Below are 14,412 nucleotides of genomic sequence, written 5' to 3' on the forward strand. Positions count from 1 at the left end.
CGACCCTCACCGCGAGGTCCGCAGCGTACGGCGGTGCCCCGCAGACGCCTTCGGCTCCGGGGCACCGCCGCTTCCCATGGGTCCCCGTCAGTCACCAGGGAAGTGGCAGGCCACCTCGCGGGCGGCGGCGGGCCGCAGCGGCGGGCGGTCGGTGCGGCAGATCTGCTGCGCCTTGGGGCAGCGCGGGTGGAAGGTGCAGCCCGGGGGTGGAGCGGCCGGGCTCGGCGGATCGCCGAGCAGCACGATCCGCTCCCGCCGCCGTTCCGCCGCCGGGTCGGGCAGCGGTACGGCCGACAGCAGCGCCCGGGTGTACGGGTGCTGCGGGTTCTCGTAGAGGGACTGCTTGTCCCCGATCTCGACGATCCTGCCGAGGTACATGACGGCGACCCGGTCGCTGACCCGCTTGACCACCGACAGGTCGTGCGCGATGAACACGTAGGCGAGGCCGAGCTCCGCGCGCAGCCGTTCCATCAGGTTGACGATCTGGGCCTGGACGGAGACGTCCAGCGCGGAGACCGGCTCGTCGGCGACGATCAGCCGGGGGCTGGTGGACAGCGAGCGGGCGATGCCGATGCGCTGGGCCTGGCCGCCGGAGAATTCGTGCGGGTAGCGGTCGATGTGCTCGGGGATCAGGCCGACGAGTTCCATCAGCTCGGCGGCGCGGCGGCGGGCGTCCGCCGCGCTCCAGCCCTGCACCAGCAGCGGGTCCGAGATGATCCGGGCCACGGTCTGGCGGGGGTTGAGGGAGGAGTGCGGGTCCTGGAAGACCATCTGGATGTGCTTGCGCAGCGGGCGCATGGCGGACGGGGAGAGCCGGCTGATGTCCTTGCCCTCGAAGGCGACCCGGCCCGAGGTGGGCTCCAGCAGCCGCACAAGCATCCGGCCGGTGGTGGACTTCCCGCAGCCCGACTCCCCGACCAGGCCGAGGGTCCGGCCGGCCTCCAGGTCGAAGGAGACCCCGTCGACGGCGCGCACGGGCGCCCCCCGGCGCCCGGTCACGGATCGCCGGCCGGGGAAGGTCATGGTGAGGTCCTGTACGGACAGCAGCGGTGTGGCGGTGTCGGTCATCGGGCCGCCTCCTGGGCGGTGCGTTCCCCGGCGAAGTGGCAGGCCACGGTCCGCGCGGGGCCGTCCCCGAACGCCGCCGGTTCCGGGCGTACGCCGGTGCAGCGCGCCCTCCGGTCGTCCGGGCCGGCGGCGGCCACGGGGCAGCGCGGGGCGAAGGCGCAGCCGGGGGCGGGCGCGAGCAGGGAGGGCGGGGAGCCGGGGATGAAGGGCAGGGGGACGTCGTCGGCGGTGTCGAGGCGGGGCAGCGAGTCGAGCAGTCCCCGGGTGTAGGGGTGGGCGGGGTCGGCGAACAGCTCGTCCGCCGGGGCCTGTTCGGCGGCCCGGCCGCCGTACATGACGAGCACCTCGTGGGCGACGCGGGCGACGACGCCCAGATCGTGGGTGATCATGACGACGCCGAGTCCGCGGTCCTGCTGGAGCCGGGCGATCAGTTCCAGGATCTGCGCCTGCACGGTGACGTCCAGGGCGGTGGTCGGCTCGTCGGCGATCAGCAGGTCGGGCTCGCAGGCCAGGGCCATGGCGATCATGGCGCGCTGGCGCATGCCGCCGGAGAACTGGTGCGGGTACTCCCCGGCGCGGCGGGCCGGTTCCGGGATGCCGACCTCGCCGAGCATGTCGACGGCGCGTCTGCGGGCGGCGGCCCGGCCGGCCTTGAAGTGCACCCGGAAGTGCTCGGCGATCTGCTCGCCGACCGTGTAGTAGGGGTGCAGACTGGAGAGCGGGTCCTGGAAGATCATGGCCATCCGGCGGCCCCGGACCTTGGACAGTTCCCTTTCCGGCAGCCCGGTCAGTTCCCGGCCGGCCAGCGCCACGGATCCGCCGACCTCGACCGGGCCCCGGTGCAGGCCCATGACGGCCAGCGAGGTGACGGACTTGCCGGAGCCGGACTCGCCGACGATGCCGAGGGTGCGTCCGGCCTCGACGGTGAAGCCGATCGAGTCGACGGCCCGCACGGTCCCGCGCCCGGTGGTGAAGGTGACGTGCAGGTCGCGTACTTCGAGAAGCGGAGCGGCGGCGGCCATTCAGTACCTCACCCTCGGGTCGATGACGGCGTACAGGAGGTCGACCAGGAGGTTGGCGACGACGATGAAGAAGGCGGCGAGGAGGGTGACGCCGAGGACCACGGGCTGGTCGGAGCTGACCAGGGCGCCGTAGAACAGCCGCCCGATGCCGGGGAGTCCGAAGATGGACTCGGTGATGACGGCTCCGGCGAGCAGTCCGCCGAGGTCCATGCCGAAGATGGTGAGGATCGGGGTCATGCCGGAGCGCAGCCCGTGTTTGACGACGACGGTGCGCTCGGGCATGCCCTTGGCGCGGGCGGTGCGGATGTACGGCTCGGCCATCGCCTCGATCATCGAGCCGCGGCTCTGGCGCGCGTACATGGCGGCGTAGAGCAGGGCGAGCGCGATCCAGGGCAGGGCCAGGTTCGAGGCCCAGGCGAGCGGGTTGTCGGTGAAGGCCTGGTAGGTGGGGTAGGGCAGGAGGCCGGCGACGCGGATGACGCCGTAGATGAGCATCACGGAGGTGAAGTACACGGGCAGGGAGGCGGCGGCGACGGCGCCGACCATGAGGGCCTTGTCGGTGGCGGTGTCCTTGCGCAGGGCGGCGGTGACTCCGGCGCCGAGGCCGAGGAGCAGCCACAGCGCGGCAGCGCCGACGGCGAGGGAGGCGGAGACCGGGAGCCGGTCCATCAGCAGGTCCCACACGGGCAGCGAGTTCTCGTAGCTGTAGCCGAGGCAGGGGAAGTCGCACGCGACGGCGTACTGGCCGGTGCCCAGGGTGCGGCCGGTGAAGATGCCGGTGAGGAAGTCGGTGAACTGCCGCCACAGGGGCTGGTCGAGGCCCAGGTACGTGCGTACGTCCGCCAGGCGTTCGGCGCTGCAGGTCTTGCCGCAGGCGGCCGCGGCCGGGTCGGCGGGCAGGACGTAGAAGATGAGGAAGGTGACGGCGGCGATGGCGAGGAGCACGCCGGCGAGGGCGAGCAGCCGGCGGCCGAGGTAGAGGATCAACTGCGGCCGCCCCTCGGGTCGAGGATGTCGCGCAGGGCGTCGCCGAGCAGGGTGAAGGCGAGCACGGCGAGGAAGAGGAAGACGCTGGGGATGACGAAGTACATGGGGTCGGTCTCGTAGTAGGCCACGGACTCGGCGATCATCTGGCCCCAGGAGGGGGTGGGCGGGCGGACGCCGACGCCGAGGTAGCTGAGGGCGGCTTCGGTGCTGATCATTCCGGGGATCAGCAGGGTGGTGTAGGCGATGACCGGGCCCGAGACGCCCGGGAGGATGTCGCGGGTCAGGATCCGCCAGGGGCCGGAGCCGCCGACGCGGGCGGCGTCGACGTACTCGCGGTGTTTGAGGGAGAGGGTCTGGCCGCGGACCACGCGGGCGACGCCGGGCCAGCCGAAGACCCCGATGACGGTGGTCATCAAGGCGATCCGGTTGACGTCCTTGGCCACGGACAGCATCGCGATCATGAAGATCAGCGAGGGGAAGGACATGGTCAGGTCCATGAGCCGGGACAGGATCGTGTCGGTGCGGCCACCGAAGTAGCCGGCGGCGATCCCGGCGGCGGTGCCGGCGACCACGACGATGGCGGTGGCGGCGAAGGCGATCAGGAGGGAGACCTGGGCACCGTTGATCACGCGGGCGAACAGGTCCCGGCCGGTGACGGGTTCGACCCCGAGCCAGTGCTCGGGGCTGATCCCGCCGAGGCTGCCGAGGGGCTGTCCCCCGAGGTAGGGGTCGATGGCGGTCTTGTCGAACTCGTTCGGGGACCAGCCGCCGAGGGCGCCCAGCCAGGGGGCGGTCACGGCCATGAGGACGAAGAGGAGGACGACGCAGAGGCTGACGCGGACGGCGGGGCGGCGGCGCAGTTCCTGCCGGGCGAGCTGCCAGGGGCTGCTGCCGGGCGCCGCCGCGGGCCGGACCGCGGCGGCATCGGGGGCCGGGGCCGTGCCGGAGGCGGGTGCGCTGCCGGGAGTGCGGGCGGTGCCTGGGGCCGGGGGGCCGTCGGGGTCCAGGGGTGTCCGGTCGTCCGGGACCGGTGCGGTGGTGGTCATGGCTTCGGGGATCCTTCGGGCCCTCAGCCCTGGCTCTTCGAGGGGTCCTTGAGGCCGACGGTCCCGTAGTCGATGGTGCCGGTCCACACCGGGTGGCCGAAGGCGCCCGCGATGTTGGTGCCGATGAGGAGCGGCTTGCGCTCCAGGAGGAGCGGAACGTTCGGGGACTTGGCCATCAGGGCCGCGTCGAGGTCGATCCAGGCCTGGTTGGCCTGCTTGGCGTCGGCCATGGCGTTGATCTCGTCGATGCGCTTCATGACCTCCTCGTCGCGGAACTGGCTGTAGTTGCCCTGGTTGCCCTTCTCCTTGATGGTGCGTCCGTCGAAGACGAACGGGATCCAGGTGGAGCCGGAGGGGTAGTCGGGGCACCAGCCGGTGAGGGTCATGTCGGGGGTGGTGGAGAGGTCGCCGATGACGTCGTAGTAGGCGCCCGGGTCGACGGTGTCGATGACGACCTCGACGCCGGCGCGGGACAGGCCCTGCTGGATGGCTTCCGCCTTGCCCTTGTCGCCGGTGGAGACGGCGAGGGAGACCTTCAGGGTCTCCTTGCCGACGGCCTTGAGGAGTTCCTTGGCCTTGGCGGGGTCGCCGGCCGGGGCGATCTTCAGGACGTCGGCCTGCTTGCCGCCGGAGAGGGCCGGGGGCAGGTAGGCGGTGGCGATCTCGTTGAGGGCGGGGCCGCCGCCCGCGGTGATGACGGCCTCCTTGTCGACGGCGTACTGCATGGCCTCGCGGACCTTCGGGTCGTCGAAGGGGGCGCGGGAGTTGTTCAGGTGGAGCATCTCCGTGCAGCCCTGGGACTCGGCGAGCAGCCGGGCCTTGATCTCGGGCTTGGGCAGCACCTTGGGGGCGCTCTCGGGGCGCATGTCGGCGTACTGGACGGTGGAGGCGTCGGCGCCCTCGCCGGCGATGATCCGGTCGTCGATCTGGCCGCCCTTGAGGCCCATGACCACCACGAAGCGGTCCGGGTAGGCCTTGCGGACGGTGTCGGTGCCCGGGTCCCAGTGCTCGTTGCGGACCAGGACCAGCTTCTTGTCGCGGTCGTACGACTCGATCTTGTACGGGCCGGAGGAGAACGGGCGGGCGTCGTACTGGGTGCCCTTCTCCTGGGACCGGGGCACGGGGGCGAAGGTCGGCAGGGTGGCGGTCGCGGAGAACTCGGCGACCGGGCGCTTCAGTTCGAAGACGATCGTGCGGTCGTCGGGCGTCTTGACGGAGTCCAGGTGCTGCCCCTGGAGCGGACCCTTGTAGCCCTCGGTCCCGGCCAGGTACTGGGCGGCGTAGTCGGGGCCGCCGGTGAGGTCGGGGCTGAAGGAGCGCTCGACGTTGTACTTGATGTCCTGGGCCTTGACCGGCGTGCCGTCCTCGTACTTCACGCCCTCCTTGAGGGTGAAGGTCCAGGTGCGGCCGCCGTTCGAGGAGGTGCCGAGGTCGGTGGCGAGGTCGGGGACCAGCTCGCTGCCGGGCTTGCCGGGCTCGGCCTTGAAGGTGACGAGCGTGCGGTAGAGCAGCCGGGTGCCGAAGTCCATGGTCGGCATGGTCCAGTTGCGGGCGGGGTCGAGGTGCGCGAAGTCCTGGTTGGACAGGACGGTGAGGGTGCCGCCCTTGACCGGGGTCCCGCCGAGGATCTTGCCGTCGTTGGCGGCTGCGGGGTTCACCCCGGAGGCGGCGCCGTCCTTGCCCTTCTTGGTGTCGGAGCAGCCCGAGGCGCCGAGTGCGAGAGCTGCCACCAGGGCGGTGGCGAGGGCGAGTTGGGTGCGCTTGGTCATGGTCACTCCAGTGAAGGGCCGCGCTCTAGGATGTGACCGGTAACATAGTAATGTGAAATTGCACTGACAAGGGGTTGGTGCCGCCGTTATCCAGCCGTGTCCAAAATGGCCGGGCGGCGCGTCGGCGCGACAGCCGGCCCGGCGGGCGGGGAACATGCCGGGTGTGATCACGCAGGCCAAGGCCACGCAGCCGGGCAGGAGTTCACGGCGCCGGGAGTCAGGACGGCCGGAGCAGGGCCGGCGGGAACCGGGGCGGCGGGACTTCCTCACCGCGATGGGGGCCGTGGCGGCGACCTTCGCGCTCGGGGTTCCCGCGCGGGCCACCGCCGATGCCCGGGACGCCGCCACCGCCGCCGAGTACGTCGACGTCCAGCTCCTCAATGTCACCGACCTGCACGGCTATCTGCAGGGCGCACCCGGCAGCAACTCCGTCATCGTCGGCAACGGCGGCCGCAGCTACACCGTCGGCGGCGTCGCGTACATGGCCGCGCACCTCGAACGGCTCCGCGACGGGCACCCCCACTCCCTCTTCTTCACCCCCGGAGACGCCTTCTCCGGCTGGGAGTTCGACGCCGCGGCCTTCGCCGACGAGCCGACGATCGAGGCCCTGAACCGCATGGGGCTCGACTTCGCGACGGCCGGCAACCACGAGTTCGACAAATCGCCCGCCATGCTCCAGCGCCACATGGAGCAGGGCATCCCGTTCCCGGTGGAGGGCCGCGACACCTCCTTCACCGACTCCTCCGGCCTGCGCTTCCACGGCGCCGGCTTCCGCTACTACAGCGCCAGCCTCGTCCGGGGCCAGGACGGGCGGACGGTCCTGCCCGCCTACAACATCGAGCGGGTGCCCACCGCCGACGGCCGGGAGCTGTCCATCGGGTTCATCCACCTCACCGCCGTGGGCAGCGAACGCTTCCCCGGCTCCTACCAGCCGGGCCTCGCCACCCTCGACGAGGTCGCCACCGCCGACCGCTACGCGGCACTGCTCAAGAGCCAGGGCGTGAACGCGATCGTGCTCAGCCTGCACGACGGGGCGGTGGCGGGAGCCGACTTCAACAGCGGCGCCGACCCCTCGGGGCCGGCCCTCGACCTCGCGCTGCGGGTCTCCCCCGACATCGACGCGATCGTCACCGGGCACTGGCACACGCGGTTCAACATGATGCTCCCCGACCCGGACGGCGTCCCCCGCCCGTTCGTCGAGGCCGGCTGCTACGGCCAGGTCATCAACGAGATCAACCTGCGGCTCGACCCGCTCACCGGCCGGGTGATCCGCGAGCTGACCGTGTCCACCAACCACCCCAACACCCGGGACATCGCCCCTCATCCGGAGCTGCAGGAGGTCGTCACCTACTGGGCGGGGCAGGCGGCCGCGCGCGACCGGTCCGCGGTCGGGCGGCAGAGCGGCTCGTTCCTGCGCGCCCGGAACACGGCGGGCGAGAGCACCATGGGCAACCTGGCCGCCGACTGGGCGCTGTGGGCGGGCGGCAGGCCCACCGATCCCGAGAACGACGCCAACGTCCACCCCAACGTCCCGGCCCAGCTCGCCATGGTCGCCGTGGCACCCCGGGTCGGCCAGGCGGTCATCGCCGGGGACCTCGTCCTGGACCGGGCCTCGGGCGGCACCGTCACCTTCGGCAGCGCCTGGCGGGCCATCGGGTTCGGCGATCCGATCGTCAGCGCGTGGGTGACGGGGCAGCAGATCCACGACGCGCTGGAGGAACAGTGGACGACGACGGAGAGCGGCGAACTGCGCTTCGCGCCCCTCGCCGTCTCCCGCAACGTCCGCTACAGCTTCGACGCGCGGGGGCCGGTCGGGGACCGGGTGCGTCCCGCGGAGGTCTTCATCGACGGCGTCCCGCTGGACCCCGTCCGCAGCTACCGGCTCGCGGCTCCCTCGTACACGCTCCTGGCGAGCGACGGCTATCCGGCCCTCTCCGAGTTCCAGGAGCCCTACCGGCACCAGCGGGACTTCGAGAGCTTCGTGGCGTACGTGCGGGAGACGGCGGTGCTGACCCCGCAGCCCAGGGGTCGGGTCACGGCGGCGAACGCGGGCAGTGCGGCGGGCGCCGTGGGCGCCGTGGTGGACCCGCCGGTGCTGCTCCTGCCCGACGGCACGCCGGTGCCGCGCCCGGAGGCGGCGATCATCTCGGCGGACCGGCCGCTCCCGGCCCGTGGCGGCGGCCGCCCGCCCTGCTGATACGGCGCCGGCCGCCCGGAGGCCACCGGAGCGCCCGTCCACGCCGCCCGTCAGGCGGCCAGCGCTCCGCCGAGGACGGGCAGATTTCGCACCACTGTCCACAGCGCGATCACGACGAGGATCGCACGCGGCCCCCACCAGGGAGGGGCAGTGCGCCGAGGGGCCCTGCCGGTGACGACACGCAGCCACACGAAGGCGGCGCACGGCAGTACCGCGACCAGGAGCAGGTTGTAGTCCGCCGCGGCCGCCACATGGGCGTGAAGGAGCTGGTACAGAGCGCGCAGGCTGCCGCAGCCCGGACAGTCGAAGCCCGTGAGAGCGCGGAACGGACAGCTGGGGAACCGGCCGGGGCGCGCCGGATCCGCGCGTCCTACGACAACGGCGACGCTTGCGAAAACGCCGGCGGCGAGCCAGGCGTCGCGGACGCGCTTCGGCGTGCGGGCCCACGAACCAGGGCAGCGGGCCGGGAAGCGCAGCCTGTTCACGGCGGTGGCGGCTACGTGGTGGTGCTCGTGTCGGCACCCAGGCCGATGAGGAAGAGGAGCACCCACATGAGGCAGCCGGCGACCACACTCACGATCACCCAGAGCCGCGCCTTCCGTGCCGATTCGGCGGCACCCACGGCATCACCCGCCTTCCACTTCTCCGAGACCTGCGAGGCGAAGACGATGGCGGCGATTCCCGTCGGCAGGAAGCAGAAGAGCGTGACGAGGATGGCGCCGGTCAAGTACGTCTCCGGCGCTCGCGGTTGCCCTGAGTGCCACTGAGGGGGCGGGGCCTGGGGAGGCTGGTACGGCGGCGGGGACTGCGGCGGCGGGGACTGCGGCGGGAGGAGCGGGTCCTGCCAGGAAGTCGCCGGGCCCCAGTTCTCGTCCTCGGGAGGCGGGGGTTGCTGTCGGTCTGCCATGGCTTCACACCTCTCCGGACCCGGCCCTCAGGCAGGGGTCCACATCGCTCGTCGGGAATCCCAGATCCACCGGTCACCACAGGCCTCCAGGCCGACAGCCTGTTCGTACGCCTGCTCCGGCAGATCCGCCGTGAAAGTGACCCGGCCGCCCGTCGCCGATTCGACGACCACGCCCCCGGGCGGCGGCGCCGCTCCGTCCCGGCCGTCTCTCAGCAGCCCGTCCACGAACGCTTTCAGCCCCTTGTGGGCCTCGTCGGCCAGACGCTGGAACAGCGCACTGAGGAACGGCTCCAGGACGGCGGACGTCAGCAGCACCAGTACGGCATCGGCCGCCCCTCTCCGCGTGGGCCGCAGCAGGCAGGTGGCGGTGACTCCGGCTTCGCGCAACGCATCCCGCTGCTCCAGCGCCGGAGTGGAGGGGAGCGATGAGGGCCAGAAGATCTCTACCTCGGGGTCTGCCATGACTGTCTCCCTTTACGGCCGGCGGGGCAGCGACCAGCGCTCGACGCGTCCCGACCGGGTGCCGGTCACCAGCCCCTTGCCGCCTTCGAGGAACACCAGCCCTGCCGGCTGGTGCACCAGTTCCGCCACGACGGTCAGCTCGCCGGTCTTCAGATCGCACAGGGTCACCGTGCCGTCCTCGTCCGACATGGCCAGTGCCGGGAAGTCGGTGGCGAAGACCAGATGGGAAGGCTGTCGCCCGTGCTCCGTCTGCCGCAGGAGACGACCGTCCCAGGACCACAGGCGCACCCTGCCGTCGGCGCATCCGGTGGCGAGCGCCTTCGCCGTGACGGCCAGACACGTCACGGGCTGCGGGTGCCGCCAGGTCGCCACCGGCTTTCCCCGCACGTCCAGCTGCCGCACCATGCCGTCACCGGTCGCGACCACGACGTGCCGGTCACCCGGTGCGAAGGCAAGGGCACCGAGACTGCCGCGCCCGCCCATCCGCTGCCAGACTTTCGGCTCTTTCCCCGACCGTGCGGGCAGGTCCCGCACCCGGGCACCCCACGCGTTGTAGACATAGACACGGTCCTTGACGGTCACCGCCAGCCAGTGACCGTCCGCACTGAACGCGAGGGCACCGCCCTCTTCGCCCACGTTCATCACGCGTGCCGGCGTCTCGGTCCGGAGGTCCCAGACGACGACGGTGCCGTCGTTGTGCCGACTGGCCAGGTTCCGCCGCCAGGGACCCCAGGCCACTTGTACCGGGTTCTCGCGCTGCACGGGCATGCACTGCCTGACCAGCCCGCCGTCGACTGCGTTCAGGACCCGGACGGCACCGTCACGGCAGGCAGCCGCAAGGAGGTTCGAGGGCCCCAGCGCCAGATGGCTGCACGGGCCGATGTCGGCGAGCAGGAAGCTCTGGGAGAGGAGGGGCGGCCGTGCGGGAGGCGGCGGCTGGGGCGGAGGGGGCGGGCGGACGGGGGGCGTCTGCGGTGGCGGACGCTGCGGGCCCCGCGGCGTGTTCGGCACCGAGAAGATCCGGGTCTCGTCGGATGCCAGGAACAGCACAGGGGTGGCCCACTCAAGGCTGTCCAGATCCATCTTCACGTCTTCACGGGCCAGGGTCACCGCCCGGTCCACCGGCATTCCCTCGGCGATCCGCTCGTAGAAGGAGGAGGCGAAGACGAGGGCGGCCTTGTCGGTGATCTCGTACTGCATGGCGACCACGGCCGGCACGCCGGCGCGTACGAGATTGGCTGCCGTGCCTGCGAACACGTCCTCGGATCCGCTGACCGCGGACTCACAGGAGTTCAGCACGATGAGACGCAGATTGGGACTGTCCGCGATCAACCGCTCGAAGTCGCTGGCGTATATCTTCCTCGCCGATCCGTCGGCACCCGAGAGCTGGATGTATCCCGCATTTCTCTCCTCGTCGAACCCTCCGTGACTGACGCAGTGGAGGACGTGCCAGGAGCCGAATCGAAGCTCCTTCGCCAGGTCTTGCCATTTGTCCCCGGGAAGCCAGTGGACGTCCACACTCTCGGAGCTGCACCGCTGAAGCGCCTGCGACACCTGCTGTACTTCCCGCGCCCCCTCAAGTACGGGCAGGTCGTGCGGCTGTGCCGAAATTCCCAGCACGCGCAACGGAAGAGTCAGAGGCAGCGGGGGTACCGGGTCCATGAGCCGCAAATACCGGACAACGGGGACGCGAAGCGCGAGATAGTCGTCCCGGGAAGGATCGACGAGAAATTCCCACGGGATGTGGGCGACATGCGGGCCGTTGGTCCGCAGCAGGATGCGCAACGGATTTTCCTGCGTGCGGGCGGCACTGCTGCGCCATCGATCGAACAGGACGAATATGTCATCCCGGAATATCGATTCGGTGAGACGTTCCCCGAATTCCCTGACAGGCCTTTCCGATACGGGCGCGCCCCGAACGACCACAGGGCTGTACGACTTGGCCAGCGAAATCTCCACCCGGGAGAGCGCGGACTGGAGCTCGTTCTCGGAATAGGGTGCCGGGACTCGGATCAGCGCTTCACCGTACTCGGAAGCACACGACACGATCCAGTTGGTGTCGGCTTCAATGATTTCGAGCTGGAATGGGAGACCTTTCATCCAATCCACCTCCACCCCTGGATACAGTTCACACCCGATATTTCACGGCGTCCACCCAGGGGCTTGCGAGGTGGGGATCTAAAGGCCGGAGCCGAGGCCTCCGGGGACGCGGCCGACCGGTTCGTCGCGGCCCTGGGCCCACAGGGAGCGGACGTGGCCGAGGTGGCGGAGCATGCACTCCTGCGCCGCCTCGGCGTCGCCGCTCAGCATCAGGTCGAGCAGCTCGATGTGCTCCTCCGCCGAGGAGACCAGCTTGCCGGCCTCGTCCAGGCCGGTCAGGCCGTAGAGCCGGGAGCGCTTGCGCAGGTCGCCGACCGTCTCCACCAGCCGGTCGTTGCCCGCGAGGGCCAGCAGGGAGAGGTGGAAGCGGCGGTCGGCCTCCAGATAGCCGATGAGGTTGTGCTCGCGCGCGCTGGTGACGATCTCCTCGGCGACGGGGCGCAGCGCCTCCAGCTGCTCGGCCGTGGCGATCTTCGTGATCCGCCCGATGGTCGGTACCTCGATCATCGTGCGCAGCTCGGTGAACTGGTCCAGGTCGCGCTCGCTGACCTCGGTGATCCGGAAGCCCTTGTTGCGGACGGGCTCGACCAGTCCTTCCCGGGCCAGGTCGAGCATGGCCTCGCGGACGGGTGTGGCCGAGACGCCCAGTTCGGCCGCGAGGCCCGGTGCCGAGTAGACACTGCCGGGGCGCAGCTCACCCGCTATCAGCGCGGCTCGGAGGGCGTGGCCGACCTGGTCGCGGAGGCGCTCCTGGGCCTTGATGAGACTGTGCTGCTTCAGGTCACCCATTGCTTTTCCTCCGAGACCCCCGACACCACCGACGAGGAGGGCAACAGCGTACAATGTCACGTTGCGCTGCTCACACTCCGGCGGCCTCGAACAGCGCGACCGCCACAGCGAGATCTTCCCAGGCCATGCCCACACTCTTGAAGAGCTGTGGACAACTCCGCGGCCCGGCCGCCGGCATCCGCCCGCCCACCAGGTCGGCGAGGGTGCCGGTGATATGACCGGGCCCGATTGCCCCCTCGGCTTCCGGGACGAGGAGGTCCCCCGCCTCGCGCAGGGCCGCCGCCCGGGACTCCACGTACACCGCCGCCCGTCGCACAAGGGCGGTGTCCGTCTCCCGGGCCGTCGGCTCGTGCGAGCCGACGGCGACGACGGTGGCGCCCGGCCCGACGAGGCGCCCGTCGAAGAGCGGCTCCCGGGCCGTGGTGCAGCAGATCACCAGATCGGCGTCGGCCACGTCCTTCGGGGTGCCGGTCCGGGCGGCGGGGCCCAGGGTGCGGGCGTGCGCGGCGAGCCGCTCCGCGCCGCCGGGGTCCCGGGCGACCACCACGACCTCGGCCAACTCCCGTACGGCCAGGGCCGCCTCCAGATGCCCGTACGCCTGCGGCCCCGAGCCGAAGAGCACCAGGCGCAGCGGCCGCCCGGCAGGTGCCAGGTGGCGCAGCGCGAGGGCGGAGACCGCGGGGGTGCGCAGGGTGGTCAGCGCCGCGCCGTCGAGCAGGGCCAGCGGGCGCAGGGTGGGCCCGTCCAGGAGGAGGTAGGAGCCCGTGATCCGGGGCAGCCCGCGGGCCGGATTCCCGGGCGCGACCCCGGCGATCTTCACCCCGGCGTACGAACCGGACGCGGCCGGCATCAGCAGCAGTTCGCCCCCGCCGGGCACCTCGATCGCGGAACGCGGCGGGCAGCTCTCCGGGTCGAGGCCGCCGAGCAGGGCGGCGGCCACGGCGTCGGCGGCCGCCGCCGGGGTGAGCAGGGCGGCCATCCGCCCGGCGGCGAGCTGGGGGATGCCCGTCACAGGAGGAATCCGGTACCGAGCGCGTCGTGCGGGTCCACCACGAAGGCGTGTTCGCCGGTGCGGTGGGCGGTGCCGGTGACCTCGGTGACCCCGCCGTCCAGCATCCGCCCGGTGAACACCGTGCCCGTGACCGACTCGTGCAGCAGGTCCTCCCCCGGCCCGAGCCGCCCGTCCTCGGCGAGCAGCGCGAGCCGCGCCGAGGTCCCGGAGCCGCAGGGCGAGCGGTCGATCTGCCCGTCGGCGAAGACGGTGACGTTGCGCTGGTGCGGCCCGAAGGGGGTGCCCGGCAGCTCCTCGTGGAGGATCACCCCGTAGACCCCGGAGAGCAGCGGACCGTCCGGGTGCCAGGTGGCGGGGTGGGTGGCCAGCGCCGCCCGGATCTCCTGTCCGGCCCGGACCAGGGCGGGCAGCGCCGCCCGGGAGACGTCCAGGCCGAGGTCGCGCGCGCGGACGGCGGCGTAGCAGGCTCCGGCGTGCGCGATGTCCACCTCGGCCAGCCCGAACGAGGTGGCGACGGGGACCTTGCGGGCGCCGACCCGGGCCGGAACGTTGCGGAAGGTGACCCCGGTGGTGCGGCCCCCGCCGCGGTGGACGGTGGCGGTGACCCGCCCGGACGGTACGTCGATGCGCACCGGGGCGTCCCCGTCGTCCGGGGCCGGGACCCGGCCGGTGTCCACGGCCCAGACCCCGAGGGCCATGGCGCCGTGGCCGCAGGCGGTGGAGTAGCCGTCCTTGTGCCAGAACAGCACGCCGAAGTGGGCCCCGTCGTCGTCGGCCGGGACCACGAACCCCCCATACATCCCGGCGTGCCCGCGCGGCTCCTGCACGAGCAGGCGCCGTACGTCGTCCAGCGCGCCCGGGCGCGGAGCCGTCCCGGAGCCGCCCGGGCCGATGACGGTGGCGCAGCGCTCGGCGACGGTGTCCCCGGGGACGGGCGGCATCCCTTCCAGGGCGCAGTCGGCGATCCGGAAGGGCTCCCCGGCGGTGTGGTAGTCCACCGTGCGGACGATTCTCAACGGATTCCTCCCAGGATTCCCCGGCCTTCAGGCTCGG

The 14,412-nt window shown here is 71.8% G+C and carries 13 protein-coding genes; 1 reads left to right on the forward strand and 12 read right to left on the reverse strand.

The window, feature by feature from the left end; genetic code table 11:
• Positions 1-87: 87 nt before the first annotated feature.
• Genes ACZ573_RS12965 through ACZ573_RS12985 form a run of 5 tightly spaced genes read right to left on the reverse strand, consistent with a single transcriptional unit; the run spans position 88 to position 5,892 of the window.
• A complete protein-coding gene (locus tag ACZ573_RS12965) occupies positions 88-1,068 on the reverse strand; it encodes an ABC transporter ATP-binding protein (protein WP_471302881.1) in 981 nt (326 codons plus the stop codon).
• The gene (locus ACZ573_RS12970) at positions 1,065-2,090 is read right to left on the reverse strand and encodes an ABC transporter ATP-binding protein (RefSeq protein WP_471302883.1); all 1,026 of its coding nucleotides are present in this window, start codon (positions 2,088-2,090) and stop codon (positions 1,065-1,067) included. Before ACZ573_RS12970 ends, ACZ573_RS12965 begins: the two co-directional genes overlap by 4 nt.
• The gene (locus ACZ573_RS12975) at positions 2,091-3,077 is read right to left on the reverse strand and encodes an ABC transporter permease (protein ID WP_471302886.1); all 987 of its coding nucleotides are present in this window, start codon (positions 3,075-3,077) and stop codon (positions 2,091-2,093) included. It abuts the gene before it with no gap.
• The gene (locus ACZ573_RS12980) at positions 3,074-4,123 is read right to left on the reverse strand and encodes an ABC transporter permease (protein WP_471302888.1); all 1,050 of its coding nucleotides are present in this window, start codon (positions 4,121-4,123) and stop codon (positions 3,074-3,076) included. Before ACZ573_RS12980 ends, ACZ573_RS12975 begins: the two co-directional genes overlap by 4 nt.
• Before the next feature lie 23 nt (positions 4,124-4,146).
• Entirely contained in the window at positions 4,147-5,892 is a 1,746-nt protein-coding gene (locus ACZ573_RS12985; protein ID WP_471302890.1) for an ABC transporter substrate-binding protein, read from the reverse strand.
• Between the two features lie 274 nt (positions 5,893-6,166).
• Between ACZ573_RS12985 and ACZ573_RS12990 the strand changes: the two genes are divergently transcribed.
• Positions 6,167-8,089, forward strand: coding sequence for a bifunctional metallophosphatase/5'-nucleotidase (locus ACZ573_RS12990; protein ID WP_471303306.1), 1,923 nt, complete (start codon positions 6,167-6,169; stop codon positions 8,087-8,089).
• A 50-nt stretch (positions 8,090-8,139) separates the two neighbouring features.
• Here ACZ573_RS12990 and ACZ573_RS12995 read toward each other — a convergent pair whose 3' ends face one another.
• The 7 genes from ACZ573_RS12995 to ACZ573_RS13025 all read right to left on the reverse strand — a co-directional run bounded on the left by ACZ573_RS12995 (position 8,140) and on the right by ACZ573_RS13025 (position 14,375).
• Positions 8,140-8,574, reverse strand: a complete 435-nt coding sequence (locus ACZ573_RS12995) for a DUF2752 domain-containing protein (RefSeq protein ID WP_471302893.1) — start codon at positions 8,572-8,574, stop codon at positions 8,140-8,142.
• 11 nt (positions 8,575-8,585) lie between these two features.
• Positions 8,586-8,816 carry a CD225/dispanin family protein gene (locus ACZ573_RS13000; protein ID WP_390798697.1) on the reverse strand — a complete coding sequence of 77 codons (231 nt, stop codon included), beginning with the start codon at positions 8,814-8,816 and terminating at the stop codon, positions 8,586-8,588.
• Positions 8,817-9,023: 207 nt separating this feature from the next.
• Complete coding sequence (locus ACZ573_RS13005) at positions 9,024-9,458, reverse strand: hypothetical protein (RefSeq protein ID WP_471302895.1); 435 nt, start codon at positions 9,456-9,458, stop codon at positions 9,024-9,026.
• 12 nt (positions 9,459-9,470) lie between these two features.
• Positions 9,471-11,558 (reverse strand): CHAT domain-containing protein, encoded by a 2,088-nt coding sequence (locus ACZ573_RS13010; protein ID WP_471302897.1) that lies wholly within the window; start codon positions 11,556-11,558, stop codon positions 9,471-9,473.
• A 78-nt stretch (positions 11,559-11,636) separates the two neighbouring features.
• Positions 11,637-12,347 (reverse strand): GntR family transcriptional regulator, encoded by a 711-nt coding sequence (locus ACZ573_RS13015; protein WP_189739203.1) that lies wholly within the window; start codon positions 12,345-12,347, stop codon positions 11,637-11,639.
• 70 nt (positions 12,348-12,417) lie between these two features.
• Positions 12,418-13,326 carry an ornithine cyclodeaminase family protein gene (locus ACZ573_RS13020; RefSeq protein ID WP_471303308.1) on the reverse strand — a complete coding sequence of 303 codons (909 nt, stop codon included), beginning with the start codon at positions 13,324-13,326 and terminating at the stop codon, positions 12,418-12,420.
• A 29-nt stretch (positions 13,327-13,355) separates the two neighbouring features.
• The gene (locus ACZ573_RS13025; protein ID WP_471302899.1) at positions 13,356-14,375 is read right to left on the reverse strand and encodes a proline racemase family protein; all 1,020 of its coding nucleotides are present in this window, start codon (positions 14,373-14,375) and stop codon (positions 13,356-13,358) included.
• Positions 14,376-14,412 lie beyond the last annotated feature (37 nt).

Source organism: Streptomyces sp. NPDC040545 (genome assembly GCF_055595065.1).

Bases quoted from the DNA above. Each gene is read 5' to 3' on its own strand.
- ACZ573_RS12965 (WP_471302881.1), bottom strand. From the start codon at position 1,068: ATGACCGACACCGCCACACCGCTGCTGTCCGTACAGGACCTCACCATG.
- ACZ573_RS12970 (WP_471302883.1), bottom strand. From the start codon at position 2,090: ATGGCCGCCGCCGCTCCGCTTCTCGAAGTACGCGACCTGCACGTCACC.
- ACZ573_RS12980 (WP_471302888.1), bottom strand. From the start codon at position 4,123: ATGACCACCACCGCACCGGTCCCGGACGACCGGACACCCCTGGACCCC.
- ACZ573_RS12985 (WP_471302890.1), bottom strand. From the start codon at position 5,892: ATGACCAAGCGCACCCAACTCGCCCTCGCCACCGCCCTGGTGGCAGCT.
- ACZ573_RS12990 (WP_471303306.1), top strand. From the start codon at position 6,167: ATGGGGGCCGTGGCGGCGACCTTCGCGCTCGGGGTTCCCGCGCGGGCC.
- ACZ573_RS13005 (WP_471302895.1), bottom strand. From the start codon at position 9,458: ATGGCAGACCCCGAGGTAGAGATCTTCTGGCCCTCATCGCTCCCCTCC.
- ACZ573_RS13010 (WP_471302897.1), bottom strand. From the start codon at position 11,558: ATGAAAGGTCTCCCATTCCAGCTCGAAATCATTGAAGCCGACACCAAC.
- ACZ573_RS13015 (WP_189739203.1), bottom strand. From the start codon at position 12,347: ATGGGTGACCTGAAGCAGCACAGTCTCATCAAGGCCCAGGAGCGCCTC.
- ACZ573_RS13020 (WP_471303308.1), bottom strand. From the start codon at position 13,326: ATGGCCGCCCTGCTCACCCCGGCGGCGGCCGCCGACGCCGTGGCCGCC.